We start from the raw sequence: 25,175 nt of genomic DNA on the forward strand, positions 1-25,175 counted from the left end.
TTCTCGCGTCCCTGCCCGATGCGTTCGCCCTTGAAGCTGAACCATGAGCCGGACTTCTCGACGACGTTGTTGTTCACCGCCAGATCCAGCATGTCGCCTTCGCGCGAAATGCCTTCGCCGTACATGATGTCGAACTCGGCCTCGCGGAACGGCGCGGCGGTTTTGTTCTTGACCACCTTCACCCTGGTGCGCGAACCAGTCACCACATCTCCGTCCTTGATCGCCGCTATGCGACGAATGTCGATACGAACGGACGAGTAGAACTTCAGCGCACGGCCGCCCGTCGTGGTTTCGGGATTGCCGAACATCACGCCAATCTTTTCGCGAATCTGGTTGATGAAAATCAGGCTGGTACGCGATTTGGAAACGATGCCCGTAAGCTTCCGGAGCGCCTGCGACATCAGGCGCGCCTGCAGGCCCATGTGGCTGTCGCCCATTTCGCCATCAAGTTCGGCCTTGGGCACCAGCGCCGCCACCGAGTCAACCACAAGCACATCGATCGCGCCGGAGCGCACGAGGGCTTCGGCGATCTCCAGTGCCTGTTCGCCCCAGTCCGGCTGCGATACCAACAGGTTATCGACATCCACTCCGAGCTTCTTTGCGTACGCTGGATCGAGTGCGTGTTCGGCGTCCACAAAGGCGGCCATGCCGCCCGCCTTCTGTGCTTCGGCGATGATTTGCAACGCGATTGTCGTTTTTCCGGACGACTCAGGCCCGAACACCTCAATCACGCGGCCGCGAGGCACGCCGCCTACGCCGAGCGCAGCGTCGAACGAGAGCGACCCCGTCGAAATCACAGAAATGGGAACAATGGCTTCCTTGTTCCCCAGGCGCATGATAGAGCCCTTACCGAACTGCTTTTCGATTTGGGATAGTGCGAGGTCGATCGCTTTACTACGGTCGTCCGCCATAAATTGATTGCGCTCCTGAAGGCCCGCCGGCTCTTACCGGCAGAGAAAATTGCCCAAAAATGGAATGATGCGACCGGGGTAGCCTATCACCTCACCGGCACTGCGTTGTGCATTTTTCGCTCGTACTGAGCGCTCGGAAGCGGGCCACCCGCCTGCTTCGGATTATAGTGCGAAATTAAGCTTTGGGCGAATAAAAAGCGAATCGCACCCAGGCGCATGCCAAACCATGCCATCCGGTCAGCGCTTCAGCAAGTCTACCGGTTCGCGAACGTCCGTCACACGGAAGTACTTCGCCATCCCTGGATGCCGCTTGGCGATTGCCTCGTACATCTTCCACGCCACATTGCGATAGGAGTAGTGGCCCGCTGGTCCCGTGCGCAACTCCGTGATGTAAACCACCTCGGCAAAATCCATCTTGAAGAGCGCACGCTTCCGGTATGCCAGAGGAATCAAATATTGCGCGTCTTCAGTCTCCGCGCCGATCTCCGCCAACTTGGCGGCGATCCGGTGCGCCGCATCCGACACGCGCTGCATTACTTCTGCGTAGCGCGCACTGTGCCCCGCATCCTCGACCTCCGCGGGAGTGTCGAAACCGTGCGCGAAAGAATATGCCTGCGCGATCTGGGTACAGCGGCGGTGCCGGTGCATGTCCCTGTAGCCGCCGATATCCATCAGGATGTCGAAGCGGAACCTCTGTCCCACGCAAAACGCCCGCAGCAACTCATCATGTCGCCCGCGATGCCGCATACCGAGATCGACAATCTCGCTCCGCTGCGCATCCGTCAGCGAACTCACGGCCTCTCGCACTTGCCGATACGAGTAGCGCGAATGCTCGTAAAGCAGCGTGGTCGCCAATTCGAGTTCCAGCGGATCATCTTCCAGCAAATCGACTGCCGTTGCCGAAGCGATTGCCGCCCCCTTCATCAGTTCTTCTGCGGCCTGACAAAGCGCTTTCCGCGTCTCCGTCTCGTAACGGCTAATTTCTGCGTACTTGACCAGCGTCGGAGCCACCCGCGTCGGCTTCAGCAGCAGCGAGCGCGCGGTGTCGCCCAGGTTCGCATCCTTTGCTTCGATGGCCTCCACCAGCTTTGTCCACGCATCCTGGTTGACGTTGTAAGCCGCGCCGCGCCCAGCCTGTTTCAACATCTCGGCCAGTTGCCGCACTTCCGCGTGAGTGTGCGACAACATGCGCGAAACCTGTGTCTCCAGCGTGCGCGCATTCACGATCTGCCCGAGCGAAGTATTGGTCGCCATCGGCAGCAGGTAGCGCGAGAGGTCAAAGGCGCGCGCACGCAACGTGCGCTCGTAAGCGTCCTCTTTCATCTCTGCCGGACGCGGCGTCCGCTCCGCCAGGTGCCGGAACATCAACTCGGAGAACTCGCGATACTCGGCGAACAACTGCTCGATGGCTTCGATATACTGCCGCCTCAACTCCGCGTCGCCGCCCAGCGCGGGCGTGTAATATCCGCTTTTCTTGAAATCCTGGTAGCGCGTCGAGCGCTCCTGCCCATCCCAACGCTGCTCGTCTACCACGATCGTCGCCGCCAGCAAAGAGAGGCGTTCGATCGCCATCGCGACGTGCGCCAGGTCGGCGATGGAACGATGTCCATACTGGAAGTAGAACGTGTCGAGAAACTTCTCAGCCTTCTGTTCGTTCAACTCCGCCAGCGACTGCTTCATCGAAAGCGAAGAACGCGAGTACTTCGCCATCGCGTACGCCTGCACTTCCGGTTCAGCACCGGCGACGGCGAACACCTGCGTCAAAGACTCAATCTTCTCCGGGTTCTCGTTTTTCACGTTCATGTCGTATTGCATCTGCGCTTTCGGATCTGGAATGGAAGCGGCAATCGTACTGTGTGCGCCTGTGGATTGGAAAGGAGCCACCAGGAAAAAGTATGCTCCGCTCGCGTTGCTCGCGCTTCTGAAGCGCGGGTCTGCGGCGTTGTACCGGGTTGAACAGGCGGCGCGTCCCGCTGGCTCAGCCCCGGAGGGTGGCACCCCTGAACCTATGAATGTCAGTCCTGGCGAAGAACAGGCGAGCCCTGAGTCCCGCGATGCCGCAGTGAGGTTCCCTGCTAACACGACGGAAACTTCTTCGCGTAATCAGATAATGCAACTACTTGGGACCCTCAAGTGACCGGTACGACGCCGCTATTTTTTCGAATGTTGGAACGGCGACGTCAAAGAGCGGCTCCAGCGTAAGAAAGCTTAAGCGCACCATTCGGCCTTCGTACGGAAGCATGTAGACCAGAGCCTTCACCTGGGCGTCATTCGCCTTTTTGTTCTTCCCGTGCCAGACGAGCCTAAATCCAGTTCTCCCATCCATTTGAATCTCGGACTCGGAAGTCATCTCGAAGTCCGAGAAGGAAGTCTGATACTGCGTCTGCGCCAGCACCTTGTAAGTGTTCAGAGTTCCAGCGAATTTCTCGGGCGTCACAAGCAGGAACAATGTCGAATCCTCCGAAGTGAGAGCAGCCACGATGTCCTTACTTCGCATCTTTGGCGCGCTTGACCATCCCTTCGGCACGGTCAATTTAAATCCCGCCGTACTGTTCGTGTATTCCTCGCCAGTAAGGGACTCGACCACGGCGGGCGACTCGGCATTTGCTTTACTCTCATCCTCGACCTTGGGTTGGTTTGCCGGAAAGGTGATTGAGACTACTTCCGACCTGGGAACCTGAATATCGCCGTAGTTTGTCTTTACCTGAAATTTCTCGCCAGTGATGCCGACAAGTTTGCCGCTGATCTTAGTTCCGTCTTTTAGCTGGACTTCTTCGGCACATAAAGTCATGCATATGGTGCATATCAGGAAGGCACAGACAATCGACGACCGTTTCATGTGGTTTCTCCTCGCGCAATGCAGCGCCGAGACTAACAAACGGCTTACTTGTATTCCACAAGAAATACGTCGCGCTACTCTTGCCCTTTGCAGTCCAGAGATAACTCCAACGGCAATGATGGTTACGCCCAGGCTGTCTGGGACTGGAATCCAGTGCGTGGTACACCGCTGATAACTTTGCAAGGGTTTGGTGAATCGGGTAGAGTAATTGTTTACTGTACGAGCACGATGCCTAAGTTTTCCATGTACATGTTGGCTGCTGTTCTGTGTGCTACGGCAACGCAGATAGCAGGGGCGCAGCAACTTCCGGGCGGACCACGCCACTTCCTTGCGCCCTATGCCGCCTCGTCTGCAAACGTTGGAGATGTAGATTTCCCGCATACCACTCAGTTACCTAGAATGGCGCCTGAGTTAGCGCTTCAGGTATTCAGCCAGCGCTCGGTTGAGCAGGCGCAGAAACTGGCCGCCTACACCGATACCACCATTGTGCAGGCCGAACTGCCCGACACCTCACAACGCGGCGAATACGAACTTCTGCGCACCTATACCGCCCCCAAGTCGCTCAACTTCGCGACTATCAAGTTCACGGGCGACAACTTTGTGAAGAGCAACGTTATCGTTCGCCTGCTCCAACAGGAAGTGGAGCGAGTTGAGAAGGGCGATGCGGCGAAAACGGCGATCACCGAACAGAACTACAAGTTCAGCTACAAAGGCGTAGAGACTGTGGAAGGCGATCTCTGCCACGTCTTCCAGTTGAAACCGCGCCGTAAGGCCGTCGGCCTCTTCAAAGGCCGTATCCTGCTGGAAGTCCACACCGGCAGCTTGCGCCGCGCCGAAGGCACCTTCTCAAAATCACCATCTTTTTTCGTCAGGAAGATCGAGTTCGTTCAGGATTTTGCGGACTTCGCGGGCGTTACACTCCCAACGCACCTGCGCTCCACCGCCAAGGCGCGCATCATCGGCCGCACCATCGTCAACGTATTCCATCGCGGATACCAACTCACCGCCAGCGCTGTTAAGCCAACGGCCGCCCCGAACGAGACCAACAGCCCTGCATTGATTCTCTCGCCCCAGGCACAGTAGGCACCCAGCAGATTCGCTTGCTCCGCGTAGCGGAGGCGACACTGCACGCATTGTCTTCCCGCGCGTAGCGAAGTCGAGGGATTTCTTTTGCCTCGCGAGCGCGAGGAGGTCACAACCCTCAACTCGCGTCTCGCGATACAATTTGCCGACGAGAATGGCGCTCTGATGTTTTCCGAATCGCAAACAGTCTGGCTGGGTGCTGACAGCATCCTCTATGCCACCGCTCACCGCCCCTGGCCGCTTCCTGAGGGCGGGTGGATCATGACGCAGACATGGAACGACCTGCTCTTTGCGCACTTTGCAATAGAGCCTCGTAAACTGCGCGCGCTCGTGCCTGATGTGCTTACGCTCGATCTCTACCAGGGCAACGCGTGGCTTTCTGTTACGCCATTCTGGATTAGTAATCTTCGGCCGACAGGACTGCCGCCCGCGCCCCTCGTTTCACGCTTCCCCGAATTGAACGTGCGCACCTACGTGACCTACGAGGGCAAGCCTGGCATCTTTTTCTTTTCGCTGGATGCCGGTAATCTCTCTGCCGTGTGGGGCGCGCGTATCTTCTACCGGCTGCCCTACTGGCACGCTGACATGAAGATATGGGGCGCGCTCGCCAACGGCTACACCCGGAACGCCAAGGCCGCCAGTGCTCCCGATGAAATACACTACCGCTCCAAGCGCTTGCACGGCCCCAGGGCTGTAAAAGGAATGCCGGAATTACGGGGGGTATATCGGCCCGCGACACCGGTGCGCACCGCGACACCCGGCAGCCTGCCTGAGTTTCTCTCGGAGCGCTACTGCCTCTACGCCTTCAGCCACAAGCGCCTCTACCGAGGGGAGATTCACCATCTTCCGTGGCCATTGCAAACCGCGGAAGTCGAACTCAAAACCAACACCATGGCCGAGCCCATCGGCATCACTCTGCCTGAGCAACCCGACCTGACGCACTTCTCGCGCAGCCTCAAGGTTCTTGTCTGGCCGCCGCAAAGATTGCTGTAACGGGCTGCCGAAAAACCATATCCGGTCAGGATGACACCGATTCGTTGCGTCGCTTCGATTCCTTTAGCCGCCCGTGTGAGCTGAGCAGTTCTATCTATTTCGCCGCCGGATCTGACGGACGAGCAGTCCCCAGTACGATCCCGAACAACAACAGCCAGCGCTTCACGTTCGTTGTCATCAGGAAATTTTCCTTCACGTGCTCGTAACCGGCGCGGCCCAACTCCGCAGCGAATTCCGGATGAGTCAACAAGTAACGCATCTGGTACGCTGCACCTTCCACCGAATGCACCAGCACGCCTGTCATCTTGTGGACGACCTGCACAGGGATGCCGCCCACCGCACCTCCAATGACAGGCTTTTTCTTCCAAAGAGCTTCCGCCACCGTCAGTCCGAAGCCTTCGCGAATCGACTTCTGAATAACGATCGTCGAAGCCCTCTGCAACGCATTGATCTCCAGCGCCGACCAGGGTGGCAGGTTCAGGATGATGATGTCCGGGTCGTCGCCCGCTTCCTCCATCACCTCCTGCAACACCACAGCGCCCTCTGGATCGTCTGTCGCGCCGCCGCCTGCCAGCACCAACTGGCAGTCCACATAGCGCTTCGCCAGCTTGTACGCCTGGATCACGCCCACCGGGTCCTTCAGCCGATCGAAGCGCGATATCTGCGTCACGATTGGGCGCGAACGGTCCACTCCGAAGTCATCGCACACCTTGTCGATGTAGGCCTCGTCGAGTTCCTTGTTCTTCTCGGAGAGCGCGTCGATGCAGGGATAAAACAGGTACTGCGGAATACTCAACTGTCGCGAGAACGCCGGCGACGAGAAGATGGATGCGTCGTACTGATCGATCATCGGACGCAGGAAGCCCCACACATCCGGGTCCGGTTGCGACAGGTCGATGTGGCAGCGCCATATCCACTTGCCGCGCGTATCGGCCTTCGAAGCGATCAGCCCCGCCGGTTGGGGATCGTGCATGACGAAAAGGTCTTCCACAAACTCCATGCGTTGCCGGTTCTGCTCGGTGTACGCAACAAAGATTTCGCGAGCCTCTTTCGTAAAGTGGTATTGCCCGCCATGCAGTGCGTTATGAAAACCTTTTGTTACCTCGTAGAAATCGTTGCCACCCGTGATGACTTCCCACCTGGTATGAATTTCCAGCTCATTCATCAGCGGAATCAGCCGGTTCAGGATCTCCGCGACGCCTCCGCCAACAGCCGTCGAGTTCACCATCTTCACGGTCTTACCGCGCAACCGTATCGCCAGGTAGCGCAACTCGTCGATGTTCGCCTGCCCGATAATCGGGACGTAGTCATCCAGTCTGGGTGGCGGTGCTGGAGCCGGCGGAGTCTCGCTGATGCGCGGTTTTTTCCGGCGTTCGATAAAAGGCGCACTGGGGTGCGCGGTCGTCGCCTCGTCGTCAACGCTCCCGCCAGCCGTTTTGTTTTCAGGGTTGATCACCGAGGCCTCATTCATCTCTGTCGCTCTGCGCTCATCCATTGCGCCGTATCTCCTCCAGCGGTTTACAGTGCCGCCTGCAACACGCGCACGATTTGATTACGCACCTCTTGCAGGGTTGACGTGTAGATGTCGATACGGTTAAGCCTGTCGGCGAGTTTTCCCATGTCCAACTCCCGTTCAAGCCACAGCGAGAAATCATTGGAGTTCAGCTTTAGCCGCAATCGCGCTTCGATGAAGTGATAATGGATGCCGTGAACGCTGATCTGCCGGATGCCATCCACGAACTCGTTCAAATTGCGCGCCACCAAGGTCGTTGGGATCACTACCGTGTCTGAGGCACAGAAATAGAACGGCTCAAGCGCCAACCGCTCTCGCGCGCGCGGCTTTGCCGTCAGGTAATCGTCCACGGTTTTCACGATGCGCTCACGCAATGACTTCAGTGAGGTAAACTCTCGAATATCAATAGACGAAAGCCTCTCTGCCAAGCCGACCTCGTTGCAGGAAAAGAAAGCCCAGTGTGCGAAGTCGTTCGAGAAACCTTCCCGGATGAAGTGATGTTCCTGCAACGTTCTGAAAGTGTGCTGAAAGATAGAATCTTCGGGGCAGGTGCGTAAGCCCTCGAGCAACTCTTGCAGGTTCGTAGCGCGTTCACGTCCGATGCGAAGCAGGTGAGCCGCCGTATTGAAATAGAACGGCGCCTTCGCCCACCGGCGTATGTGGACCGGCATCTGTGCTGTTGCCACCAGCACCTCCTTCGGTCAAGACTGCGTTGAAACACAACGTTTGTACGGCAACGTTGCAACACAACCCAGCCACTCGTTCTAGAATGCGTTGTTGGATGCACACAGAAACTAAAACGGTAGCTGTATCCTGCGAAAGGTGGATGCTGCCGATCGACGCCGAAGGTGGACAGAGCAGCGACACACGCGATTTGTTAGCTCACGCGATTTGTTAGCTCACGTTGCTAATGTTTTTTGTTGCTGACCTCAGAAGGCGGAAAAAGTAGGTACGAGACCGAGACGGCGAGCATGATCATCCATGCAATGTTGGATCGAGCTGCCGCACTGTCCACGTGCAAGCTCCCCAGGGGAGAGTACAGGAAATGGGCGAAGATGATGGCCGTCAACGCTGAACCGATGACGCTTACAGCCACGCCGTAGCGCGCCGCCAGCAGCACCAACACTGCGACGAAGACGAATGGAAGAAATGCGCGTACCGGCTTGTCTGCGAAGGCAAAGGACGCGACCAGAGCGGCAATTACGCTCAACAGCACCCCAATTACCGTTCGTGCCGTTTTCGAAATGCGATGAATGGAATAAGCCATGGGTAACTACGTCGGCTCAGGGACTTGCGAGCGTCGGTAGATTTAAGATGCCACGAATTCTTTGTCTCGCCGCAAATTTCGTAAGCACGAACAGGCTTTTTTGGGGATAGCACTCGTGGACCAGAAGCTCCTGAAAGCAACAGCCGCTTCGCTTTTCGCTGGTTGAACCCCATCACGATGCGCCAGAATTTGTTTGGCCTTAGGTTAAATGGAGCAAACTGGGCATGCCGCACGGAAGTGAGACCTTACTACTCCAGTTGTTCACCATCTTCGTGTGGGCGAAGGTGTTCGGTGAGGTGTTCGAGCGACTCTCGATGCCCGCCGTTCTTGGTGAAATCCTGGCGGGAGTTGTTCTTGGTCCCTATGCCACCAGTTTCGTAATACCTTCCGAAACCGTTTTCTCGATTGCCGAGATTGGCGCCATCTTCCTTCTCTTTACCGTAGGCCTGGAAACCAGCCCGCAGGACCTCATACGTGTCGGGCGGTTATCCCTCCGGGTCGCGCTCGCCGGCGTCCTTGTGCCCTTCGCCCTGGGCTTCACTTTTCTGAAGCTCCACGGCGACCCAATGCACGAAGCCACATTTGTAGCTGCCGCGATGGTCGCCACCAGCGTCGGCATCACGGCACGTGTCTTGCGAGACATGCACGTGCTGAAGTTGCACACAGCGCGAGTCATACTCGGCGCCGCTGTCTTCGACGACATACTAGGCATGGTGCTGCTGGCAGTGGTCGTCAGCATGGCTTCCGGCGGCGGCATACAGTGGCTACACCTTGGCATAGTCACTCTGGAGGCGGTTGGCTTCGCGCTGTTCATGATCTTCATAGGACCAGGAGTCATCGGACGCCTTCGCCCCGGCCTGCAACGCATGTCGACTCACGATGCGCCGCTGATCCTTGCACTTGCCATCTGCCTGCTACTCTCCTGGGGCGCCAGCCTGATCGGGATGGCAGCCATTATTGGCGCATTCTTCGCCGGATTGATTTTCGCCGACTACTCGCCTGAGTGGAATCTTCAGCCCCGCATCCACGCCATCAATGAATTTCTTGCTCCGTTCTTCTTCTTCACCATGGGATCTCGCCTTGACCTTCGTGTCTTCTCGAAAGAGGTTCTGGTCGTTGCCGGCGTGATTTCCTTACTGGCCATCATCTCGAAACTGGTCGGCTGCGGAGTTCCCATGTTGCGCGAGGGCTGGCGTAACGCGCTGAAGGTTGGAGTCGGCATGACGCCTCGCGGCGAAGTAGCACTAATCGTCGCTCTCATCGGCCTGCAAATGAACGTCATCTCTCAACGTGCCTACGCCATCGTCATTTTCATGACTGCCATCACAACCGTCCTGCCGCCGCCCCTTCTTCGCATTCTGTATCGAGAGGAATCCGATGTGGCACAGCAGGCGTTGGTATCCGGCGCTGGCGCCGCCGAAGAAAGAGCAGAAGTAGTTGTCCCCGGCGACAATATCGGGTAATCAGTGATGCGACCAGTGTAGGACTGGCCGCTTTCCAAACCGCCATCCCCTTGTCACTCACCACTGCTCAACTGTTCATATCCACTGCTCTTCCTGCTGCTCTATAATTCCCGGTTCACTCATTTAGGGAGATTCCGATGCAGTCATTGCAAGGGCGCGTTGCGCTGATTACTGGAGCCTCGCAGGGTATCGGCAAAGCTTGCGCTTCCATCCTCGCTGAAGCCGGCGCATCGGTGGCGCTCGCCGCCCGCAGCGAAGACAAACTTAACGAAACCGTCAAGCAGATCGCCGATGCCGGCGGTACCGCCGCGGCGTTCAAGCTCGATGTCTCCAACGAAGACGAGATCAAGTCGGTCTGCAAGGCCGTCATAGCGCAATTCGGCAAAATCGATATCCTGGTCAACAATGCCGGCATCACTCGCGACCAGCTCGTAATGCGCATGAAACGCGTTGATTGGGACGCAGTTCTGCACACCAATCTCACTGCGCCCCACCTGCTCATTCAGCAGGTCATCGGCTCAATGCTCAAGAATCGCTGGGGCCGCATCATCAACATCAGCAGCATCATGGGACAAATGGGACAGGCCGGTCAGGCGAACTACGCCGCCTCGAAGGCTGGCCTCATAGGGCTCACGATGGCCGTCGCTCGCGAAGTCGCCTCGCGCAATATCACCGTCAACGCCGTGGCGCCCGGCTTCATCGAAACCTCTATGACCACTGAGCTCGCTCCCGAGTTGAAGGAATCCATACTGAAGATGATCCCCGTGGGACGGACGGGCACAGACGCCGAAGTCGCGCACGCCGTGCGCTTTCTCGCCTCCGAAGAAGCAGGATTTATTACCGGTGAAGTCCTGAAAATCAACGGCGGGATGCTGATGGGCTGAGTATCGGCCAGCCCGATCGGCGCGTAGCGCGTAACTGCGCGGATGAGGTCACAACTCGACGCTAGCGACGGATGTTAGTCAGGCGTTTCTCAGCGCGCAACTATCTTTCCGCAACTACGGCACTCATGTCGAATAACGAAAATTGTCCTTGCCTTGGCATTTGTACTCTGGTTACTATGCATTCACCCCCGATAGGCCTTCCGAGGCAGTCTGCTGACCATGAATATTGGCGAAACAATCAGAAATTTCCGTCTACAGAAGGGCATGTCGCAAGGCGACATCGAGAAGCGCACGGGGCTTTTACGTTGCTACCTCTCGAGAGTCGAGAATGGACATACCATCCCGTCGCTTGACACGCTTGCCAAAATCGCATCGTCCATGGACATCGCGCTTGCGCAGTTTTTCGCCGACAATTCCGGCGAAAATGCGCCAAAGAACGTGCCGCAACTCAGCGAAGATGAAGTCCGTTTCCTGAGCCAGATTCGCCGCTATTCCTCCAACTTGAATGACAGCGACCGCAAACTTGTTCTGGCCATGGTGAAGAAAATGGCCGCCAGTTCGGGCAGATAGCGCAATTAGAAAAAACGGTCGCCGGCGCGGCCGTTTTCTTTTTGCAGTTGGTCTGTAATTAAAAGAAGCACTGCTCTAATTCTCAGATCTAAGCCGCATTCGTCAGTTCCGTCAGCGCGAGCACTGCCAACTCCAAACGGTCGCGTGCCCCAGTCTTGCTGAAGATGCTCTGGAGGTGCCGCTTCACCGTGTTCTCACTAATCGTTAGCTCCGCGCCGATGTCTTTGTTCTTGAGTCCGCGCGCCACCAGAAACGCGATTTGCCGCTCGCGCTCTGAGAGTCGCGCCAACGTGGTCGCCATCTCCTGCTGCGGTTCGTCCGCCATGGCGTTCAAGACACCGTGTGCCACCTCGTCAGAGAATGCCAGTTCACCTTCTGCAACTGTCCGTATCGCGGCGAAGAGTTTTGCCGGGGCGTCTCCCTTCAAGACCAATCCACGCGCGCCCAGCCGCACCACTTGAACATAATCAGCCTGGCTTTCTGATCCCGTCAGGACGACAGAAGCCACTCTTATGCCGGCCCGCTCGAGCGTTCGCAGAACTTCAAAGCCGTCGCTCCCGGGCATGAACAGGTCGAGCAGCAGGACGTCCGGTTGATGTTGTTTAACGAGCGCAACCGCCTCGTTGCCATTCGAAGCGGCCCCAACCACTTGCATTCCTTTTTGACTGCCCAACAACGCGCCGAGCGACTCGCGTAGAACTGCGTGATCGTCTGCGATAACAATCCGGATTTTCTTGCCAGCGAACATCCGAAGATTTTAGATGCATTCCAGAGCGGGTTCACCTTCAGAGACTCCGATCTTTTTCAATGCAGCACCATGCGTTACGGGAATCACGTACGGCACCCCCCTTTCGTACCTGCGGACCGTGACATGGGCCTATGCTATATTCCGCTTCGCACACTGCTCCGCGAGGTATCCGTTGACCATCGATGAGGAATTGAACATCCTCGAAGAGTCCGTCCGCCGGCTCAAGATAGAGTATGACGTGTACTTCGGCGGCGGCTCCAAGCGACCGCCGAACGATACCGAGTGGCGCGTCAACTCGCTCATCAAGAAACACGGCGACAACGGCAAGAAGCTCAATTACGCACAGCGCTTCCGATATAACACGATCGCCCAGAAGTATGCTATTTTCAGCGACTTATGGCGTCAGAAGATGAAGATCAAGGAAGAAGGCTATCGCCGCCCGCAGGACGCCATGCTCGGCATCCAGGGTCTCCGAACTGATCCCCCAGCGGAAGCGCCACCCACTTCCACTTTTGTCAGCAAACTCCGGCCTTTTAAAACGTCCTGCTCGGATGTCGACGCCGATGCCGAAAACGTACAGACGTTGTACCAGGCCATGGTGGACGCCAAGCGCCGCGCCGGAGAGCAGGTCTCGAATGCCGCCAGCTTCGATAACTTCAAGGCTTTCGTCCGCCGCAAGACCGAACAAATTCGAAAGGATCACGGTTGCCGCGACGTTGAGTACAGCGTGGAGTTAAAGGACGGACAGGTTAAACTGAAGGCCAGAGCGAAAATCTGATATTGGCGGATGCCGGTAAGCAGAACGTCCTGAGGGGTTTCCCCAAAATACAGATGCCATCGTCAACCATCTCTGCGATGGCAGGTTTCAATTGTTGCTCCGGTTAAGGTCTGCCGGAGAGTCAAGAGATGCAGGTCCCGCTGCCACAGCTGGCGCGGCAACTTTCATCACTTCGCGAGGCAATCGTGGCAAGAATTCAGCGCGCAATTCTCAGCGTCACAGACAAAACCGGACTCGTCGAGTTCGCCCGCAGGCTAGCCGGCATGGGGGTCGAGTTGATCTCGACTGGCGGAACCGCCAAACTCCTGCGGGAAGCCGGCATCGTCGTCAAAGACATCTCCGACCTCACGGGCTTTCCCGAGATGCTCGACGGCCGCGTTAAAACGCTCCATCCCAAGGTTCACGGCGGCATCCTTCACATACGCGAAAACGCCGCGCATCGCGCCGCCATCGCCGAGCACGGCATTGAACCCATCGACATGGTCGTCGTCAACCTCTACGCCTTCGAGAAAACCGCCGCCAAGCCGGGCGCGCACTTCGAAGAAATCGTGGAAAACATCGACATCGGCGGCCCCTCGATGGTTCGCTCTGCGGCAAAGAATTTCCAGGACGTTGCCATAGTCACTTCGCCGTCCGACTACGCTGCGATTGCCGATGAACTCGCCACGCGCGAGGGCACACTCTCGCTCGCAACCAAGTGGCGTCTCGCGCAAAAAGCCTTCGCCACCACCGCCGCCTACGACTCCGCCATAGCTTCCGCGCTTGAGAAAGTCTCCTGCGACGGGAAGGCCTTCGACATCACGGGCCTCAACGCAGAAACACTTCCGCCAACCATGCGCATTAGCGCCACCAAAGTCATGGATCTTCGCTACGGCGAGAACCCGCATCAGAAAGCCGCGCTTTACTCCGACGGCAGCACCACCGGCATCGCCAACGGAAAGCAGTTGCAGGGCAAGGAACTCTCTTACAACAACATTGTCGACCTGCAAGCCGCGTGGGACCTGGCCTGCGAATTCGATGAGCCATTCTGCGCCATCATCAAGCACACGAACCCATGCGGCAGCGCCGTCGGCAAAGACATTGCTGAGGCTTTCCTGCGCGCCTTCGAGTGCGACCCTGTGTCGGCCTTCGGCGGCGTCATCGCGCTCAACCGCCCAGTGGACGGCGCGACGGCTGAAGCTATCGCCGGACTACGTCACAACGGCCAGTCCCTCTTCATCGAATGCATTATCGCGCCTTTGTTCGACCAGGCCGCGCGCGAACGCTTTGCGAAACGCAAAGACCTTCGCCTGCTGGAGATTCAAAACGCGCCGCAAAAGTGGATCGTGAAAACCGTCAGCGGCGGACTGCTTGTACAGGACAGCGACCTGCACAAGCTCAATCCCGCCACGCTGAAAGTCGTCACCGAGCGCCAACCTACCGAGGCAGAGATGCGCGACTTGCTCTTCGCGTGGAAGGTCTGCAAACACGTCAAGTCCAACGCGATTCTTTACGCGAAAGAAGGGCGCGGCATCGGAGTCGGAGCCGGACAAATGAGCCGCGTGGATTCAGCCAGGATCGGCGCATCCAAAGCCGTGCTCCCAATGGAGGGCTGTGTCGCCGCCAGCGACGCCTTCTTCCCATTCCCCGACGGCGTAGAAGTCATCGCCGCCGCGGGCGCAACAGCGATTATCCAACCCGGCGGCTCCAAAGCCGACCCCCAGGTCATCGCCACTGCGAACAACTTGGGCTTGGCCATGGTCTTGACCGGCGTGCGCCACTTCCGCCACTGAACAGCGAGCGCAAGCAAAAAGCCGCGGATTTAGCGGATTGAGTTCCATCCGGAATCCGCGGCTCGCTTTTCGATGCTTTTGTGTCGGCTTGAGGGTCATCGACGCCAAAGCGACTGCCGAAGTTTGCAAGTACCCCAGCGGCTGAAACCGCCTTTTGCTTGAGCTGAATGCAGGCCTGAAGGCCTGCTCCACCCTCGACTTCGCATCCACTCCTTACGTTGTATGCAGGCCTGAAGGTTTGCTCCACCCTCAACCTCTCATCCACTCCTTAAGTTGTATGCAGGCCTAAGGCCTCACTCGGGCGATCACGGTGCTTAATGGAAAGCAAATTGGAGGTGCCCCACTCGGCTTTTCTAATCGGTTTGAATCTCATCCGTGTGAATCCGTGAAATCCGCGGCTCGCCCTTCTACTCTGTAATGAATCTCACGCTTTCCGGCCCACCACTACTCTCGGGATGCCCGCCAGATCGGGGACCGCGTGTACGTCCTCGTAGCCGGACATCATTCTCATCACGGCTTCGCTCATCGAGTAGCCGATTTCCATCACCAGCCATCCACCTGTTCGCAGTGCCTCGTGGGCCTGCGGAATTAACCGCGAGATGACGTCCATGCCATGCTCGCCCGCGAAGACGGCCATCTGCGGTTCGAATTTCTTTACTACGTCCTGCACCTTGTCGGCTTCGCTCAGCGCGACGTATGGCGGGTTCGATACCACGAAGTCGAAGCTGCCGTCGCGCGCAACGTCCGCTAGCACATCGCTGCGGAGAAAACGTACACGGCCGTCCAACTCCAATCGCGCCGCATTGAGCTTCGCCACGTCGAGCGCGTCGGCGGAAAAATCGACGGCGCTCACCTCGCCCTGCGGCAACTCTTTCGCCAGCGCCAGCGCAATCGCTCCTGAACCGGTTCCCACGTCCACGATCTTCGGGCGCGCAATGTCGCCTTCGCGCACAAGTTCCAGTACCGTCTCTACCGCGTGTTCCGTCTCCGGACGCGGAATCAGTACCGCGGGATTCACTATGAAATCCAAACCCCAGAATTCCTGGTGCCCTGTGATGTATTGCGACGGATACCCCGATGCGCGCCGCGCGACCGCTGCTTCATAGCGCGCCTGCTCGTCCGCCGTTAGCTCCCGCTCGGGGTGCGCGTACAGATACGCACGATCGCAACCGAGCGTAAACATCAGGAGCACTTCGCCATTCATGCGCGGCGAACCGACATCATTCGCCGTGAGCCGCTCAATCCCCGCCGTCAGTGCTTCTCGTAATGTCATAAAGAAATCAGCCACGGATTATCGCGGATGAACACGGATTGAACAAATCCGTTCGCGAACCGTGGCTGCTTGCGCTTCTTACCGTTTTCGAATGACGCGATTATGATGGTCCGATTACGGGACGATCGAGTCCTTTAGGCCGTCACCGCTTCGTGCTTCAGCTTCTCCGACTGGTAATGCGTCACGAGTGCGTCTACGAACGGCTGCAACCTGCCATCCATTACTTCGCTGAGTTGATGGATCGTCAGCCCAATGCGGTGATCCGTCACGCGATTCTGGGGGAAGTTGTAGGTGCGGATTTTTTCGCTGCGATCGCCGCTTCCCACCTGCGATCGGCGCTCTTTCGCCAGCGCTTCCTGTTGCTTTGCCTGCTCCATCTCGTACAGGCGCGCGCGCAACACGCGCATTCCTTTTTCTCGATTCTTGATCTGCGACTTCTCGTCCTGGCAACTGACCACCGTGCCGGTCGGCAGGTGCGTGATGCGCACAGCCGAGTACGTCGTGTTCACCGACTGGCCGCCCGGGCCCGACGAACAGAATGTGTCAATGCGCAGGTCTTTTGCTTCAATCTTGATGTCCACGTCTTCGGCTTCTGGAAGCACCGCAACGGTTACGGCAGAAGTATGTACGCGTCCCTGCTGCTCCGTTGCCGGCACGCGCTGCACGCGATGCACGCCGCTCTCGTACTTCAGCTGCGAGTACACGTGCTGACCTTCAATCAGCGCGATGACTTCCTTCAACCCGCCAATGCCGGACTCCGAACTCGAAAGCACTTCCACCTTCCAGCGATGTGTCTCGGCGTAACGCATGTACATGCGGAACAGTTCGGCCGCGAAGAGTGAAGCCTCGTCGCCGCCGGTACCCGCGCGGATTTCCAGTACGACGTTCTTCTCGTCGTTCGGGTCCTTGGGGATGAGCAGGACTTTCAACTCTTCTTCTACCGCAGCCAGACGCTCTTCCAGGCCGCGCAGTTCATCCTGCGCATAGGCCTTCATCTCGGCGTCAGATTCGTCCGCAACCATCGCACGGCTCTCGTCGATTCCACGCTTCAGGTCCTTGAACTCGTGGAACTTTTCCACGATAGGTGCAAGCTCGCTGTGCGCCTTTGCCGTTTTCTGGTAGTTGCCGGAATCCGACATGATGTCCGGCGAGAGGAGCGCCTGCGTCAGTTCTTCGTATTTTGCTTCGATCTGCTCTAAACGTTCAAACATTGGGGCTGTTCCAGTCGCAGCTCTCAAGGTGCCGCGTGGCGACATCAATTCGGCTGCAAAGATTGATTGTACTTGGGATAACTGTGCACGCAGATGCGCGCTAGCAGGCGAGGGCTGCTGCTAGAGATGTCCCGGCTGAGCCAGGCCCATCGATTCGGATTGGTTACTTGGAATCATTCTTATATCTCGGGCAATTGCCGGCTTCATGCGATGACCAGTTGGCCGCCGTGCTGCTTCTCCAACTCCATGGCCTCGTTCAATGCCGTGATCGCGCACTCCACTTGCCCATCATCCGGCGGCTGCGTCGTAATGCGTTGCAGCCACAATCCTGGTTTCGTCATCAGCGCGAAAAGCGATGACCGCCGCTTCGCCGCATAACGAATAATCTCATACGACATGCCCGCGATAACCGGCAGCATCAGGATGCGTATTCCGAACCCGCCCCAGAACGTCTTGATCGGCACCATTGCATAGAACGCAATGGAGATCAGCATTACCGTCATCAGGAAGCTGGTACCGCACCGCGGGTGAAAAGTCGTGTACTTCTGCACCGTAGCTGGTTGCAGCGGATCGCCGGCCTCGAACGCGAACACCGTCTTGTGTTCAGCGCCGTGGTACTCGTACACGCGCCGGATATCGGCCCAGCGAGACGTGGCCCAAATGAACAGCAGGAACAACGCCATCCGGACTATGCCATCGACCAGCGCCATCGCCAATTGACTACCGAACAACGGATCAACCCGCTTCATGTTTGTCGCTGCCGCCCACGGCAGGAACTTGTACATGAAGACAAAAAAACCGACTGACAGCAGGATATTGACCGTTGCTAACCATCCACTGATTTCAAGCTTTTTACCATCCTCATCCGGTTCCATCTCGCCCAGCGAAATGTTCGCCGAGTAACGCAGTGCCTTGAAACCCAGCACCATCGCCGAGCCCAGCGTCATGACTCCACGGACGAACGGCCAACCCTTCCACGGGCTCTTGTCCGAAGCCTTCTCCAGCGGTTCGGAGTGCGTCGCCATCTCACCTGAAGGCTTACGGACAGCGATGCCCCAGGCGTGCGGCGAACGCATCATCACGCCTTCCAGCACGGCCTGACCGCCGACGAGAGTCTCCTCGGCGCTTTCGAGAGCAGGCAATAACTGCAAGGCCGTTTGGAACCGCAGGAACGAACGCAACTTCTGCATGGTAATTAGATGATCTCGCTAACGATTCGAATCATAAGGTACCTGTTATGTTAAGGGTATCATCAGGAATTCTGCTGTCAAACGGCTGCCCTGATGGTAGCCTCGTCTGCCCTCCCCCTAGATCAAAATCTCTACATGGGGCGCGCCGTATGGAAATCAACAACCTGATCTTGCGTGTCTCCGAAGACCTGCAGGCCATTCAGCAGCTACTCGGAAACCTCTGCAAAGACGATCCAAGCGGCGCGGATATCCGCGATTCTCTCGATCGAAACGTCATAGGCGAATACAAGTCCACAATCGACAAGATGCGCCTCTACCTTCTGGCATACCTGGAACTTGCCTCGAAAACCGAGGGTGTCAGTTCAGAACTTCACGCTCTCCGGGTGCGCCCAGTTACCGAGATGCTTGAAGTATTTGAGGAGCCAAACCGGACCCAGGATGCCAGCACGGTTTTAGCCCAGTCGGCCGAAACAGATTCCTTCATAGCCCAGGTAACTCGCATTGCAACAATAGCATTGAACAAACACAAATCTGCCGATCCTGAAGCCTGCAAGAGCGCAAAGGCTGGAGAGTCCTGATCTGCAAAAGGCTTGCCCTGGCTGAGTTGCATCCAATTTCCAGGCCTGTTCCGCTGGCCTGCGATTGCATGCAACAGCTCGCCACAATCTGCGAAGCCGTCGGCGGCACGACGAAGAAAAACGAGAAGACTGCCATGGTCGCCGAGTACTTCCGTTCCCGCGACCTGGACTCTGCCGCCACCTCTGCTATCTTCCTCTCCGGACGCGTTTTCCCCGCCTACGAAGAACGCACGTTGCAAATCGGCGGCACCCAGTTGTGGCGAGTCATTGCCGAACTTGCCGGCCCGGGCGGAGAAGCCCGGCTCACGATGGCCTTCCGCAAGCACGGAGACCTGGGCTCCGCCGCCTACGACGTTCTGCAACCGACAGCACCAGCAAACAGCACGCTGGCCGTGACGGAGGTCGAAGCAGTGCTGCACCATGTGTCTGCCGCTCGCGGCGCAGCTACCAAGCTGCGTCTGCTTCAAGACCTGCTGGCGCGCGCCACTGCACTTGAGGCCAAGTACATCGTCAAGATCATGACCGGCGAGTTGCGTATCGGACTCAAGGAAAGTCTGGTCGAGGAAGCTATCGCGCACGCGTTTAGCGCTACTTCCTCCGCTGTGCAGAGGGCGGACATGCTGCTTGGGGACATCGGAGGCGCGTTGCGCCTGGCCTCCGCGGGCCGGCTCGACGAAGCCCGTATGCGCATGTTCCACCCCGTCGGCTTCATGCTGGCCAGTCCAGCCCAGGATGCCGATGAAGCCTTCAGCTACTTCGAGCACGCCAGCGTGGAAGATAAGTACGACGGCATCCGCGCGCAGGCGCACGCATCCGCCGGACACGTTCGCCTCTTCTCGCGCACACTCGATGACATCACCGGCTCTTTCCCGGAACTTGTTCCCGGCCTCGCCGCTTTCTCCGAAGACGCGATTCTAGATGGCGAGATTCTGGCATGGAGCGCCGACGGGGAAACCGGTCGCGCACTACCGTTTTCAACGCTCCAGAAGCGCCTCGGGCGCAAGCGGGTCGCGGATTCCATGCTGCGTGACGTGCCCGTAGCATTTGTCGTCTTCGACGTACTCTATGCCGGCGATGAACTCGTCCTCGATCGGCCGCTCTCCGAACGCGCGGCGACTCTCGATCGCCTCTTCGCCGCAGCGCGCGCACCCGCAACAGTCCGCACCATTGCGCCTCAAGGCGTGCTCATGTTTGAGCCCGCCGTTGAGAGCCCCGCGGAACACGTGGTTCGCATCCTACGAGCGCCGTCGGCTCGCGCCGATTCTCCCGCCGAGATCGAGCGCATGTTCACCGCCGCGCAGGCACGCGGCAACGAAGGTCTCATGATCAAGGACTTGCGCTCTCCTTACACTCCGGGCAGGCGCGGCCGTTCATGGCTGAAGCTCAAGCGAGAACTCGCCACGCTCGACGTCGTCGTTACCGCCGTCGAGTTCGGCCACGGGAAACGCGCCTCTGTGCTCAGCGACTACACCTTCGCCGTTCGCTACGGCGATCGCCTCGTCAACATCGGCAAGGCTTACACGGGCCTGACCGATGTAGAGATCCTGCAGATGACCGGGTGGTTTCTCACACACACTACCGCCGATCACGGCTTCCTGCGCGAGGTGGAACCGACAGTCGTCATCGAAGTCGCGTTCAACGCTGTCATGCGGTCCGACCGCCACGACAGCGGCTTCGCACTCCGTTTTCCGCGCATCGTGCGCCTACGCCCCGACAAACCGCCGGAAGAGATCGATACCCTCGAACGCGTAGCGGAGATCTACGCTCGACAGCACAAGCTGCCCAAGTCAGCCTGATGGGCTGACGCTTTCATCTCTTCTTCTTCATCATCAAAGTGAAATCGCACTGGCATCCCTTGGACTGTATCCAGGCTACCTGTTCCTCTTGCGTCATAAGGAATGAATCCTGGGTATCGCGATCGTGAACCTCCGGCATCGGGCTCCTGTGACAGAATCCGCGCTTGAGCATCTCCAGGACGAGCAGATCGTGGCGCTTTTTCAAAGCTGCGAGCTTTCCAGTCCAACGCAATGTCTCAGGATGGCGCTTGTACGAGCTTCCCTTGGGTGTGGTCAGGAAAGTGAAAACGCAGTGAATCTCCCTGTGCTCGCCAAGCAGATGGTTGCGACAGAGGCAGCAAGGAGGGAGATCCCAGATGCGCATAGCGACTCGATGCTCTAAATCCGGTTGTGGCGCGTAGCGCCTATCGCGAGACTCTAGTCGATCACGTTCACGTCGAAGTTTTGTTCGACAATTTCTGCTCCGAGCTTCGCCGTGACCTTTAACTGCCATGGGCCTGACATGGCGGCCTTACCCGCAGCTTCGTAATCGCCATTTCCTTTAGTCGCAAATCCGAGTTGCTGCTTTCCATGATCCATTGTCTTCATGGTCAGCTCGCCTTGCAGCGCCGCATCATTGATGGCAACTCCGGATTGATTCGTCACGTGCACACGCATGGTGAACGGTTTCTGCGCCTGCGCTTTCTGTGGTTCCGTTGTCAGCGCCATCTGAATCGGGTTCTGTGTTGCCTTCGCTACCGCGCGTGCTTCGCCTGCGCCACTCGACTTCAGTTCTGATTTTGTATTGCAGCCCGCGAGCAGTGCGACTGCAAGCGACAGGATGACGAAAGGAGCATAGGACATTCGCAATTGGTGCCTCCGGAGAAATCAGTGGTCGTGATGACCGCTCAGGGGAATATTGCATCCGTGCGCGACATCGCAGATAACGTGCTCAAACTGAATCGTCGTGTGGTGAATGTGGAACTTGTCAGCCAGTAACTGCCGAACGTCGCTCATGATGCGCTCGCTCGCCGAGGGCGGAATATCCTCGATGGCAATGTGACAGGAGAGCGAGTGGCGGTCCGAACCGATGCTCCACACGTGCAGGTCGTGAATGTCATTCACGCCCGGAATGGTATTGATCTCGCGCTCGATCTCGGCGAGTGCCATTCCATGCGGCGTACCTTCCAGCAGGATATTCAAGCTCTCGCGAATAATGCCGTAGGACGACCACAGGATGAGGGCGCTGATCAGGATGGACAGCATGGGGTCAATCCAGGTCTGGCCCGTCACCAGGATGAACCAGCCGCCGACGATGACGCCTGCTGTCGCAAGCGTGTCGCCTATCTCATGCAAGAATGCGCTGCGAATGTTCAAGTCGCGACGGCTGCTGTGCAGCATCCACGCGATCGCGCCATTCAGGACTACGCCGGCCCCGGCGACCCACATCATGAGTTTCGGTTGCACGCTGACAGGCGCGTACAGGCGATGAATAGCCTCGTAAAAGATCAAGAGCGAAATCAAGACGAGCGAGCTTGCATTAATGAACGCTGCAAGAACTCCAGCGCGGTGATATCCGAACGTCTTGGTGGAACTCGGCGGGCGCTCCTGTATATACACGGCGACCCACGAGAGCAGCAGAGCAAGAAAGTCCGATACGTTGTGACCAGCCTCCGACAACAGAGCTAGGCTTTTCGCTTGAACGCCCGCAATGACGAGTAGCAGGATGTAGGCAACGGTAATGATGAGCGAGATGCGCAGCAATCGGGCAGTACGCGGGGTCACCTGCTGCGCGTTGGTGTCGTGAAAATGCATTAATTACAGTTTAGTTTCGTAGCGCTCTGCGTTCAAGCGCGCAGCCCAGTGAATGGCAAGCCACAATGTAGGAATTGCAGTTCCTATGGTAAGCAGGAGTGAGTGGCTGTGCAGAGTCGCTGGTTGCTTCGTTCCTCAGCAGCGCACAAATTCTTGAAAACTTGGCCCGTACGGCCTCGAACCAGAAACTCTCACTGATTGTATGGCCTGCAAAGTGCTCATTCCTAACGTGTGGGGCACTCGCGTACTTCTCTCGCCCCCAGCTCTGCGTCCTTCGTCTTCAGAGCATTCTGGCCCACAACAGACGTTCAGGGAGACAGCTATGAGGAAGTCAGCTCTTGTGCTGATATTTGTGTTTGCGTTGGCCACTGCGTTCGCGCTGTCGCAAGACCAGAGCAGCGCCCGTCCAGACACAAGTTCCAGCCCCACGATGTCCCAGCAGGGCTCGACAACACAATCGGGCAGCATGGGAACGACACAGGACCAGACAACAACAACCGGCGACCATGACAAGGACATGGATCGCGATCATGATCGCAGCCTGGATCGCGATGCCCAGAAGGAAAAGCACGCGAAGGTTGATGATCAGCAGCTCCAGAGTTCGCTGCACCAGCAGTTCGCGAGCGATCCTGCATTTCGCAACGTGCAGATTAGCGTGGAAGATGGCCGCGTAAACCTTACGGGCACGGTCGCCAGTAAGGATGATCGCAAGCGCGCGAAGGAGATGGCAAAAGCCGTCTCGGGCGTAACCTCCGTTCGCGACCGGCTGACAATTGACACCAGCGGCACAATGTCCAGCTACGGCGGGATGGGTGGCACCACGGGCGCAGCTTCCGCAACAGGCACGACAGCACAGAGCGAAACCAGCACCAACACCGCTGGCAGTATTGCCGGCAACTCGGGCACAACGAGCGCAGACCAGACCGGCAGGAGTGGAAGCACGGGCATTGGAAGCACGACGGGCTCAGCTTCCGGCGAAGCATCTCGCGAAGCAGGAGCTGCTGCCCAGACCGGAACCGGCACAGCTCCGCAGAGTGGATCGCAGGGCACCGCAGGCATGAGCGGCTCGACTAGCGGCTCGGGCGCAAGCGGAACTACATCCAGCGGGACGGGCTCGGTCAGCGGCGCTGGAACGACCGGCAGCCAGACCGGGAGTACCTCAACCGGGGACACGACTGCTGCGGGCTCAACCGCCGGAGCAGGTGGCGATTCGACGGCTCTGCGCAGTCAGCTCGAGAGCGCTTACCAGAGCGAACTGACACTGGCGAACAGCCACGTGTTGGTCAACGTGAGCGATACCACGATTGAGCTGACAGGCACGGTTCCCACCGGCAAGGAGCGTCAGACCGCAAAGCGCATCGCGCAGTCGTATGCCGGAAACCGCAAGGTCGACGACAAGCTGACCGTGACAGGGCAGGGCGGTGCTACTCCGCGTTCGCAGGGTAGCGACACCGGCGCGAGCGGCGTTGACCCAAGCACTGGAGCTCCGGACAGGACGAATCCCCACTCAACCACTCCTGGCGTGACGAATGATCCGGCGGGTACCGGCACGAGCATCCCGACGACTCCACCGACAAATCCAAAAACTGAGGGCGACCAGAGCTCCAGCCCTCGCTAACACTTCAGATAACCTAACCATTAAATAAAAGGGGCGGCCATGATGGCCGCCCCTGAACTCGTGCCAGAACGCATTGAATACTGTCGAACCGCGGCGCCGCGGTTCTGCGCACTTATCGGCTAAACAGCTAAACTGGTGCGGCGCTGGAAAGGCTCTTGGAGTTTTGACACGAACGATTACGCGGCCGAAGCAGTATCCAACTCCGCTGTTTTTCCGGTCGAGGCCTGGTTTAGCGCCCGATAGAAAGCCTGCTCGACCTCGCGTTTTGCTTCGCTCAGAGGCAGAGGCGGTATCGTCGTCATGTGCCCCAGCATTGAGGCCAGCGTGAAATATGCGTGCCGGCACTGATGCATGAAGTCCACCGGATACTCTGGCTTACGGGCACGAGCCGCTACGGGATCAGCATCCAGCAGATAGGCGACATCCGGCTTTGGAACGAAGCGGTCGACGGCGCGAATGAACGCCCGCGTCAGCGTGCTCTCGATCGGCAGGTTCGCCAATTCGTCGTAAATGTAGCGGTCCATCACGACTACGTCCACGCGCGCGCGTCGCGCCCTGACTACGACCATGCGCAGATGGATGGCGTCGACCAGATATAGGCCGTGCCGCGCGATGCTCAGATACCAGGCGCGCACATTCTTATCGCGGCGATCTACCGGCTTATCCGGCGCGCCAATGCCTTTCTCGCTTTTGTAAACTCTGTGGACAAAGCCTTCGCGATAGCGCTTGCCCACCACTACATCGTCCCAGAACGCGAGTAGCTTGTTCGAGAGCCCCAGATTGCCAAGTACCTCTCGCAGGTTTTCGATCTGGGTGCTCTTCCCAGACCCGTCGAGTCCGGAAAAGCTGACCAGCATTGGGCGGCGGAGCGGCTGTGCTTTCGTGGCCATAGTT

Annotated in this window: 24 protein-coding genes; 10 read left to right on the forward strand and 14 right to left on the reverse strand. The window is 58.0% G+C overall.

Annotation, left to right across the window (positions count from 1 at the left end; all coding sequences use genetic code 11):
• The 3 genes from recA to VN622_11280 form a co-directional block, all read right to left on the reverse strand.
• Nucleotides 1–911: recombinase RecA (recA, locus tag VN622_11270; GenBank protein HWR36438.1), on the reverse strand; the 911-nt coding region annotated here is incomplete at its 3' end.
• 237 nt (nucleotides 912–1,148) lie between these two features.
• Entirely contained in the window at nucleotides 1,149–2,795 is a 1,647-nt protein-coding gene (locus VN622_11275; protein HWR36439.1) for an FAD-dependent thymidylate synthase, read from the reverse strand.
• 232 nt (nucleotides 2,796–3,027) lie between these two features.
• On the reverse strand, nucleotides 3,028–3,750 hold the full coding sequence (locus VN622_11280; GenBank protein ID HWR36440.1) for a hypothetical protein: 723 nt from the start codon (nucleotides 3,748–3,750) through the stop codon (nucleotides 3,028–3,030).
• A gap of 228 nt (nucleotides 3,751–3,978) precedes the next feature.
• Between VN622_11280 and VN622_11285 the strand changes: the two genes are divergently transcribed.
• Entirely contained in the window at nucleotides 3,979–4,833 is an 855-nt protein-coding gene (locus VN622_11285; protein ID HWR36441.1) for a hypothetical protein, read from the forward strand.
• 261 nt (nucleotides 4,834–5,094) lie between these two features.
• Complete coding sequence (locus tag VN622_11290) at nucleotides 5,095–5,826, forward strand: DUF2071 domain-containing protein (GenBank protein ID HWR36442.1); 732 nt, start codon at nucleotides 5,095–5,097, stop codon at nucleotides 5,824–5,826.
• A 94-nt stretch (nucleotides 5,827–5,920) separates the two neighbouring features.
• Here VN622_11290 and VN622_11295 read toward each other — a convergent pair whose 3' ends face one another.
• From VN622_11295 to VN622_11305, 3 genes are all read right to left on the reverse strand, one after another.
• Nucleotides 5,921–7,321, reverse strand: a complete 1,401-nt coding sequence (locus tag VN622_11295; GenBank protein HWR36443.1) for a glycosyltransferase — start codon at nucleotides 7,319–7,321, stop codon at nucleotides 5,921–5,923.
• A 23-nt stretch (nucleotides 7,322–7,344) separates the two neighbouring features.
• On the reverse strand, nucleotides 7,345–8,025 hold the full coding sequence (locus VN622_11300) for a DUF5752 family protein (GenBank protein ID HWR36444.1): 681 nt from the start codon (nucleotides 8,023–8,025) through the stop codon (nucleotides 7,345–7,347).
• A 221-nt stretch (nucleotides 8,026–8,246) separates the two neighbouring features.
• Nucleotides 8,247–8,606: a hypothetical protein gene (locus tag VN622_11305; GenBank protein HWR36445.1), complete on the reverse strand. Its 360-nt coding sequence runs from the start codon at nucleotides 8,604–8,606 to the stop codon at nucleotides 8,247–8,249.
• A gap of 224 nt (nucleotides 8,607–8,830) precedes the next feature.
• Between VN622_11305 and VN622_11310 the strand changes: the two genes are divergently transcribed.
• From VN622_11310 to VN622_11320, 3 genes are all read left to right on the forward strand, one after another.
• Nucleotides 8,831–10,069, forward strand: coding sequence for a cation:proton antiporter (locus tag VN622_11310; protein HWR36446.1), 1,239 nt, complete (start codon nucleotides 8,831–8,833; stop codon nucleotides 10,067–10,069).
• A gap of 137 nt (nucleotides 10,070–10,206) precedes the next feature.
• Nucleotides 10,207–10,953: a 3-oxoacyl-[acyl-carrier-protein] reductase gene (gene fabG, locus VN622_11315; protein HWR36447.1), complete on the forward strand. Its 747-nt coding sequence runs from the start codon at nucleotides 10,207–10,209 to the stop codon at nucleotides 10,951–10,953.
• A gap of 219 nt (nucleotides 10,954–11,172) precedes the next feature.
• Nucleotides 11,173–11,523, forward strand: a complete 351-nt coding sequence (locus VN622_11320; GenBank protein HWR36448.1) for a helix-turn-helix transcriptional regulator — start codon at nucleotides 11,173–11,175, stop codon at nucleotides 11,521–11,523.
• Between the two features lie 88 nt (nucleotides 11,524–11,611).
• Here VN622_11320 and VN622_11325 read toward each other — a convergent pair whose 3' ends face one another.
• Entirely contained in the window at nucleotides 11,612–12,271 is a 660-nt protein-coding gene (locus VN622_11325; GenBank protein ID HWR36449.1) for a response regulator transcription factor, read from the reverse strand.
• A 172-nt stretch (nucleotides 12,272–12,443) separates the two neighbouring features.
• On the opposite strand from VN622_11325, the gene VN622_11330 reads away from it, so the two are divergent.
• Nucleotides 12,444–13,049, forward strand: a complete 606-nt coding sequence (locus tag VN622_11330) for an MXAN_5187 C-terminal domain-containing protein (protein HWR36450.1) — start codon at nucleotides 12,444–12,446, stop codon at nucleotides 13,047–13,049.
• Nucleotides 13,050–13,234: 185 nt separating this feature from the next.
• Nucleotides 13,235–14,821: a bifunctional phosphoribosylaminoimidazolecarboxamide formyltransferase/IMP cyclohydrolase gene (gene purH, locus VN622_11335; GenBank protein ID HWR36451.1), complete on the forward strand. Its 1,587-nt coding sequence runs from the start codon at nucleotides 13,235–13,237 to the stop codon at nucleotides 14,819–14,821.
• 424 nt (nucleotides 14,822–15,245) lie between these two features.
• Here purH and prmC read toward each other — a convergent pair whose 3' ends face one another.
• The 3 genes from prmC to VN622_11350 form a co-directional block, all read right to left on the reverse strand.
• Complete coding sequence (gene prmC, locus VN622_11340; GenBank protein HWR36452.1) at nucleotides 15,246–16,094, reverse strand: peptide chain release factor N(5)-glutamine methyltransferase; 849 nt, start codon at nucleotides 16,092–16,094, stop codon at nucleotides 15,246–15,248.
• Nucleotides 16,095–16,228: 134 nt separating this feature from the next.
• A complete protein-coding gene (prfA, locus tag VN622_11345; protein ID HWR36453.1) occupies nucleotides 16,229–17,305 on the reverse strand; it encodes a peptide chain release factor 1 in 1,077 nt (358 codons plus the stop codon).
• Nucleotides 17,306–17,508: 203 nt separating this feature from the next.
• On the reverse strand, nucleotides 17,509–18,495 hold the full coding sequence (locus tag VN622_11350) for a DUF1385 domain-containing protein (protein HWR36454.1): 987 nt from the start codon (nucleotides 18,493–18,495) through the stop codon (nucleotides 17,509–17,511).
• A 149-nt stretch (nucleotides 18,496–18,644) separates the two neighbouring features.
• On the opposite strand from VN622_11350, the gene VN622_11355 reads away from it, so the two are divergent.
• Complete coding sequence (locus tag VN622_11355) at nucleotides 18,645–19,073, forward strand: hypothetical protein (GenBank protein ID HWR36455.1); 429 nt, start codon at nucleotides 18,645–18,647, stop codon at nucleotides 19,071–19,073.
• 68 nt (nucleotides 19,074–19,141) lie between these two features.
• Nucleotides 19,142–20,869, forward strand: a complete 1,728-nt coding sequence (locus tag VN622_11360) for an ATP-dependent DNA ligase (GenBank protein HWR36456.1) — start codon at nucleotides 19,142–19,144, stop codon at nucleotides 20,867–20,869.
• Nucleotides 20,870–20,882: 13 nt separating this feature from the next.
• Here the strand turns inward: VN622_11360 and VN622_11365 are convergent, their stop codons facing one another.
• Genes VN622_11365 through VN622_11375 form a run of 3 tightly spaced genes read right to left on the reverse strand, consistent with a single transcriptional unit; the run spans nucleotide 20,883 to nucleotide 22,663 of the window.
• Complete coding sequence (locus VN622_11365; protein HWR36457.1) at nucleotides 20,883–21,362, reverse strand: pyrimidine dimer DNA glycosylase/endonuclease V; 480 nt, start codon at nucleotides 21,360–21,362, stop codon at nucleotides 20,883–20,885.
• The gene (locus tag VN622_11370) at nucleotides 21,287–21,712 is read right to left on the reverse strand and encodes a FixH family protein (protein HWR36458.1); all 426 of its coding nucleotides are present in this window, start codon (nucleotides 21,710–21,712) and stop codon (nucleotides 21,287–21,289) included. Before VN622_11370 ends, VN622_11365 begins: the two co-directional genes overlap by 76 nt.
• A gap of 24 nt (nucleotides 21,713–21,736) precedes the next feature.
• Nucleotides 21,737–22,663: a cation diffusion facilitator family transporter gene (locus tag VN622_11375; protein ID HWR36459.1), complete on the reverse strand. Its 927-nt coding sequence runs from the start codon at nucleotides 22,661–22,663 to the stop codon at nucleotides 21,737–21,739.
• Nucleotides 22,664–22,985: 322 nt separating this feature from the next.
• On the opposite strand from VN622_11375, the gene VN622_11380 reads away from it, so the two are divergent.
• Complete coding sequence (locus VN622_11380; GenBank protein ID HWR36460.1) at nucleotides 22,986–24,281, forward strand: BON domain-containing protein; 1,296 nt, start codon at nucleotides 22,986–22,988, stop codon at nucleotides 24,279–24,281.
• A 176-nt stretch (nucleotides 24,282–24,457) separates the two neighbouring features.
• Here the strand turns inward: VN622_11380 and VN622_11385 are convergent, their stop codons facing one another.
• Nucleotides 24,458–25,171, reverse strand: coding sequence for a thymidylate kinase (locus VN622_11385; GenBank protein HWR36461.1), 714 nt, complete (start codon nucleotides 25,169–25,171; stop codon nucleotides 24,458–24,460).
• Nucleotides 25,172–25,175 lie beyond the last annotated feature (4 nt).

Source organism: Clostridia bacterium, assembly GCA_035561135.1.
In the GTDB taxonomy this organism is placed as follows: Bacteria; Acidobacteriota; Terriglobia; order Terriglobales; family Acidobacteriaceae; genus DATMYA01.

What these genes read in the sequence shown, in the direction of transcription:
- VN622_11380 (HWR36460.1), top strand. Translation starts at nt 22,986, where the DNA reads ATGAGGAAGTCAGCTCTTGTGCTGATATTTGTGTTTGCGTTGGCCACT.
- VN622_11385 (HWR36461.1), bottom strand. Translation starts at nt 25,171, where the DNA reads ATGGCCACGAAAGCACAGCCGCTCCGCCGCCCAATGCTGGTCAGCTTT.
- VN622_11350 (HWR36454.1), bottom strand. Translation starts at nt 18,495, where the DNA reads ATGCAGAAGTTGCGTTCGTTCCTGCGGTTCCAAACGGCCTTGCAGTTA.
- VN622_11285 (HWR36441.1), top strand. Translation starts at nt 3,979, where the DNA reads ATGCCTAAGTTTTCCATGTACATGTTGGCTGCTGTTCTGTGTGCTACG.
- VN622_11305 (HWR36445.1), bottom strand. Translation starts at nt 8,606, where the DNA reads ATGGCTTATTCCATTCATCGCATTTCGAAAACGGCACGAACGGTAATT.
- VN622_11360 (HWR36456.1), top strand. Translation starts at nt 19,142, where the DNA reads ATGCAACAGCTCGCCACAATCTGCGAAGCCGTCGGCGGCACGACGAAG.
- VN622_11310 (HWR36446.1), top strand. Translation starts at nt 8,831, where the DNA reads ATGCCGCACGGAAGTGAGACCTTACTACTCCAGTTGTTCACCATCTTC.
- VN622_11290 (HWR36442.1), top strand. Translation starts at nt 5,095, where the DNA reads ATGACGCAGACATGGAACGACCTGCTCTTTGCGCACTTTGCAATAGAG.
- fabG (HWR36447.1), top strand. Translation starts at nt 10,207, where the DNA reads ATGCAGTCATTGCAAGGGCGCGTTGCGCTGATTACTGGAGCCTCGCAG.
- VN622_11370 (HWR36458.1), bottom strand. Translation starts at nt 21,712, where the DNA reads ATGTCCTATGCTCCTTTCGTCATCCTGTCGCTTGCAGTCGCACTGCTC.
- VN622_11295 (HWR36443.1), bottom strand. Translation starts at nt 7,321, where the DNA reads ATGGATGAGCGCAGAGCGACAGAGATGAATGAGGCCTCGGTGATCAAC.
- VN622_11355 (HWR36455.1), top strand. Translation starts at nt 18,645, where the DNA reads ATGGAAATCAACAACCTGATCTTGCGTGTCTCCGAAGACCTGCAGGCC.
- prfA (HWR36453.1), bottom strand. Translation starts at nt 17,305, where the DNA reads ATGTTTGAACGTTTAGAGCAGATCGAAGCAAAATACGAAGAACTGACG.
- VN622_11325 (HWR36449.1), bottom strand. Translation starts at nt 12,271, where the DNA reads ATGTTCGCTGGCAAGAAAATCCGGATTGTTATCGCAGACGATCACGCA.
- prmC (HWR36452.1), bottom strand. Translation starts at nt 16,094, where the DNA reads ATGACATTACGAGAAGCACTGACGGCGGGGATTGAGCGGCTCACGGCG.
- VN622_11365 (HWR36457.1), bottom strand. Translation starts at nt 21,362, where the DNA reads ATGGCAGTTAAAGGTCACGGCGAAGCTCGGAGCAGAAATTGTCGAACA.
- VN622_11320 (HWR36448.1), top strand. Translation starts at nt 11,173, where the DNA reads ATGAATATTGGCGAAACAATCAGAAATTTCCGTCTACAGAAGGGCATG.
- VN622_11280 (HWR36440.1), bottom strand. Translation starts at nt 3,750, where the DNA reads ATGAAACGGTCGTCGATTGTCTGTGCCTTCCTGATATGCACCATATGC.
- VN622_11375 (HWR36459.1), bottom strand. Translation starts at nt 22,663, where the DNA reads ATGCATTTTCACGACACCAACGCGCAGCAGGTGACCCCGCGTACTGCC.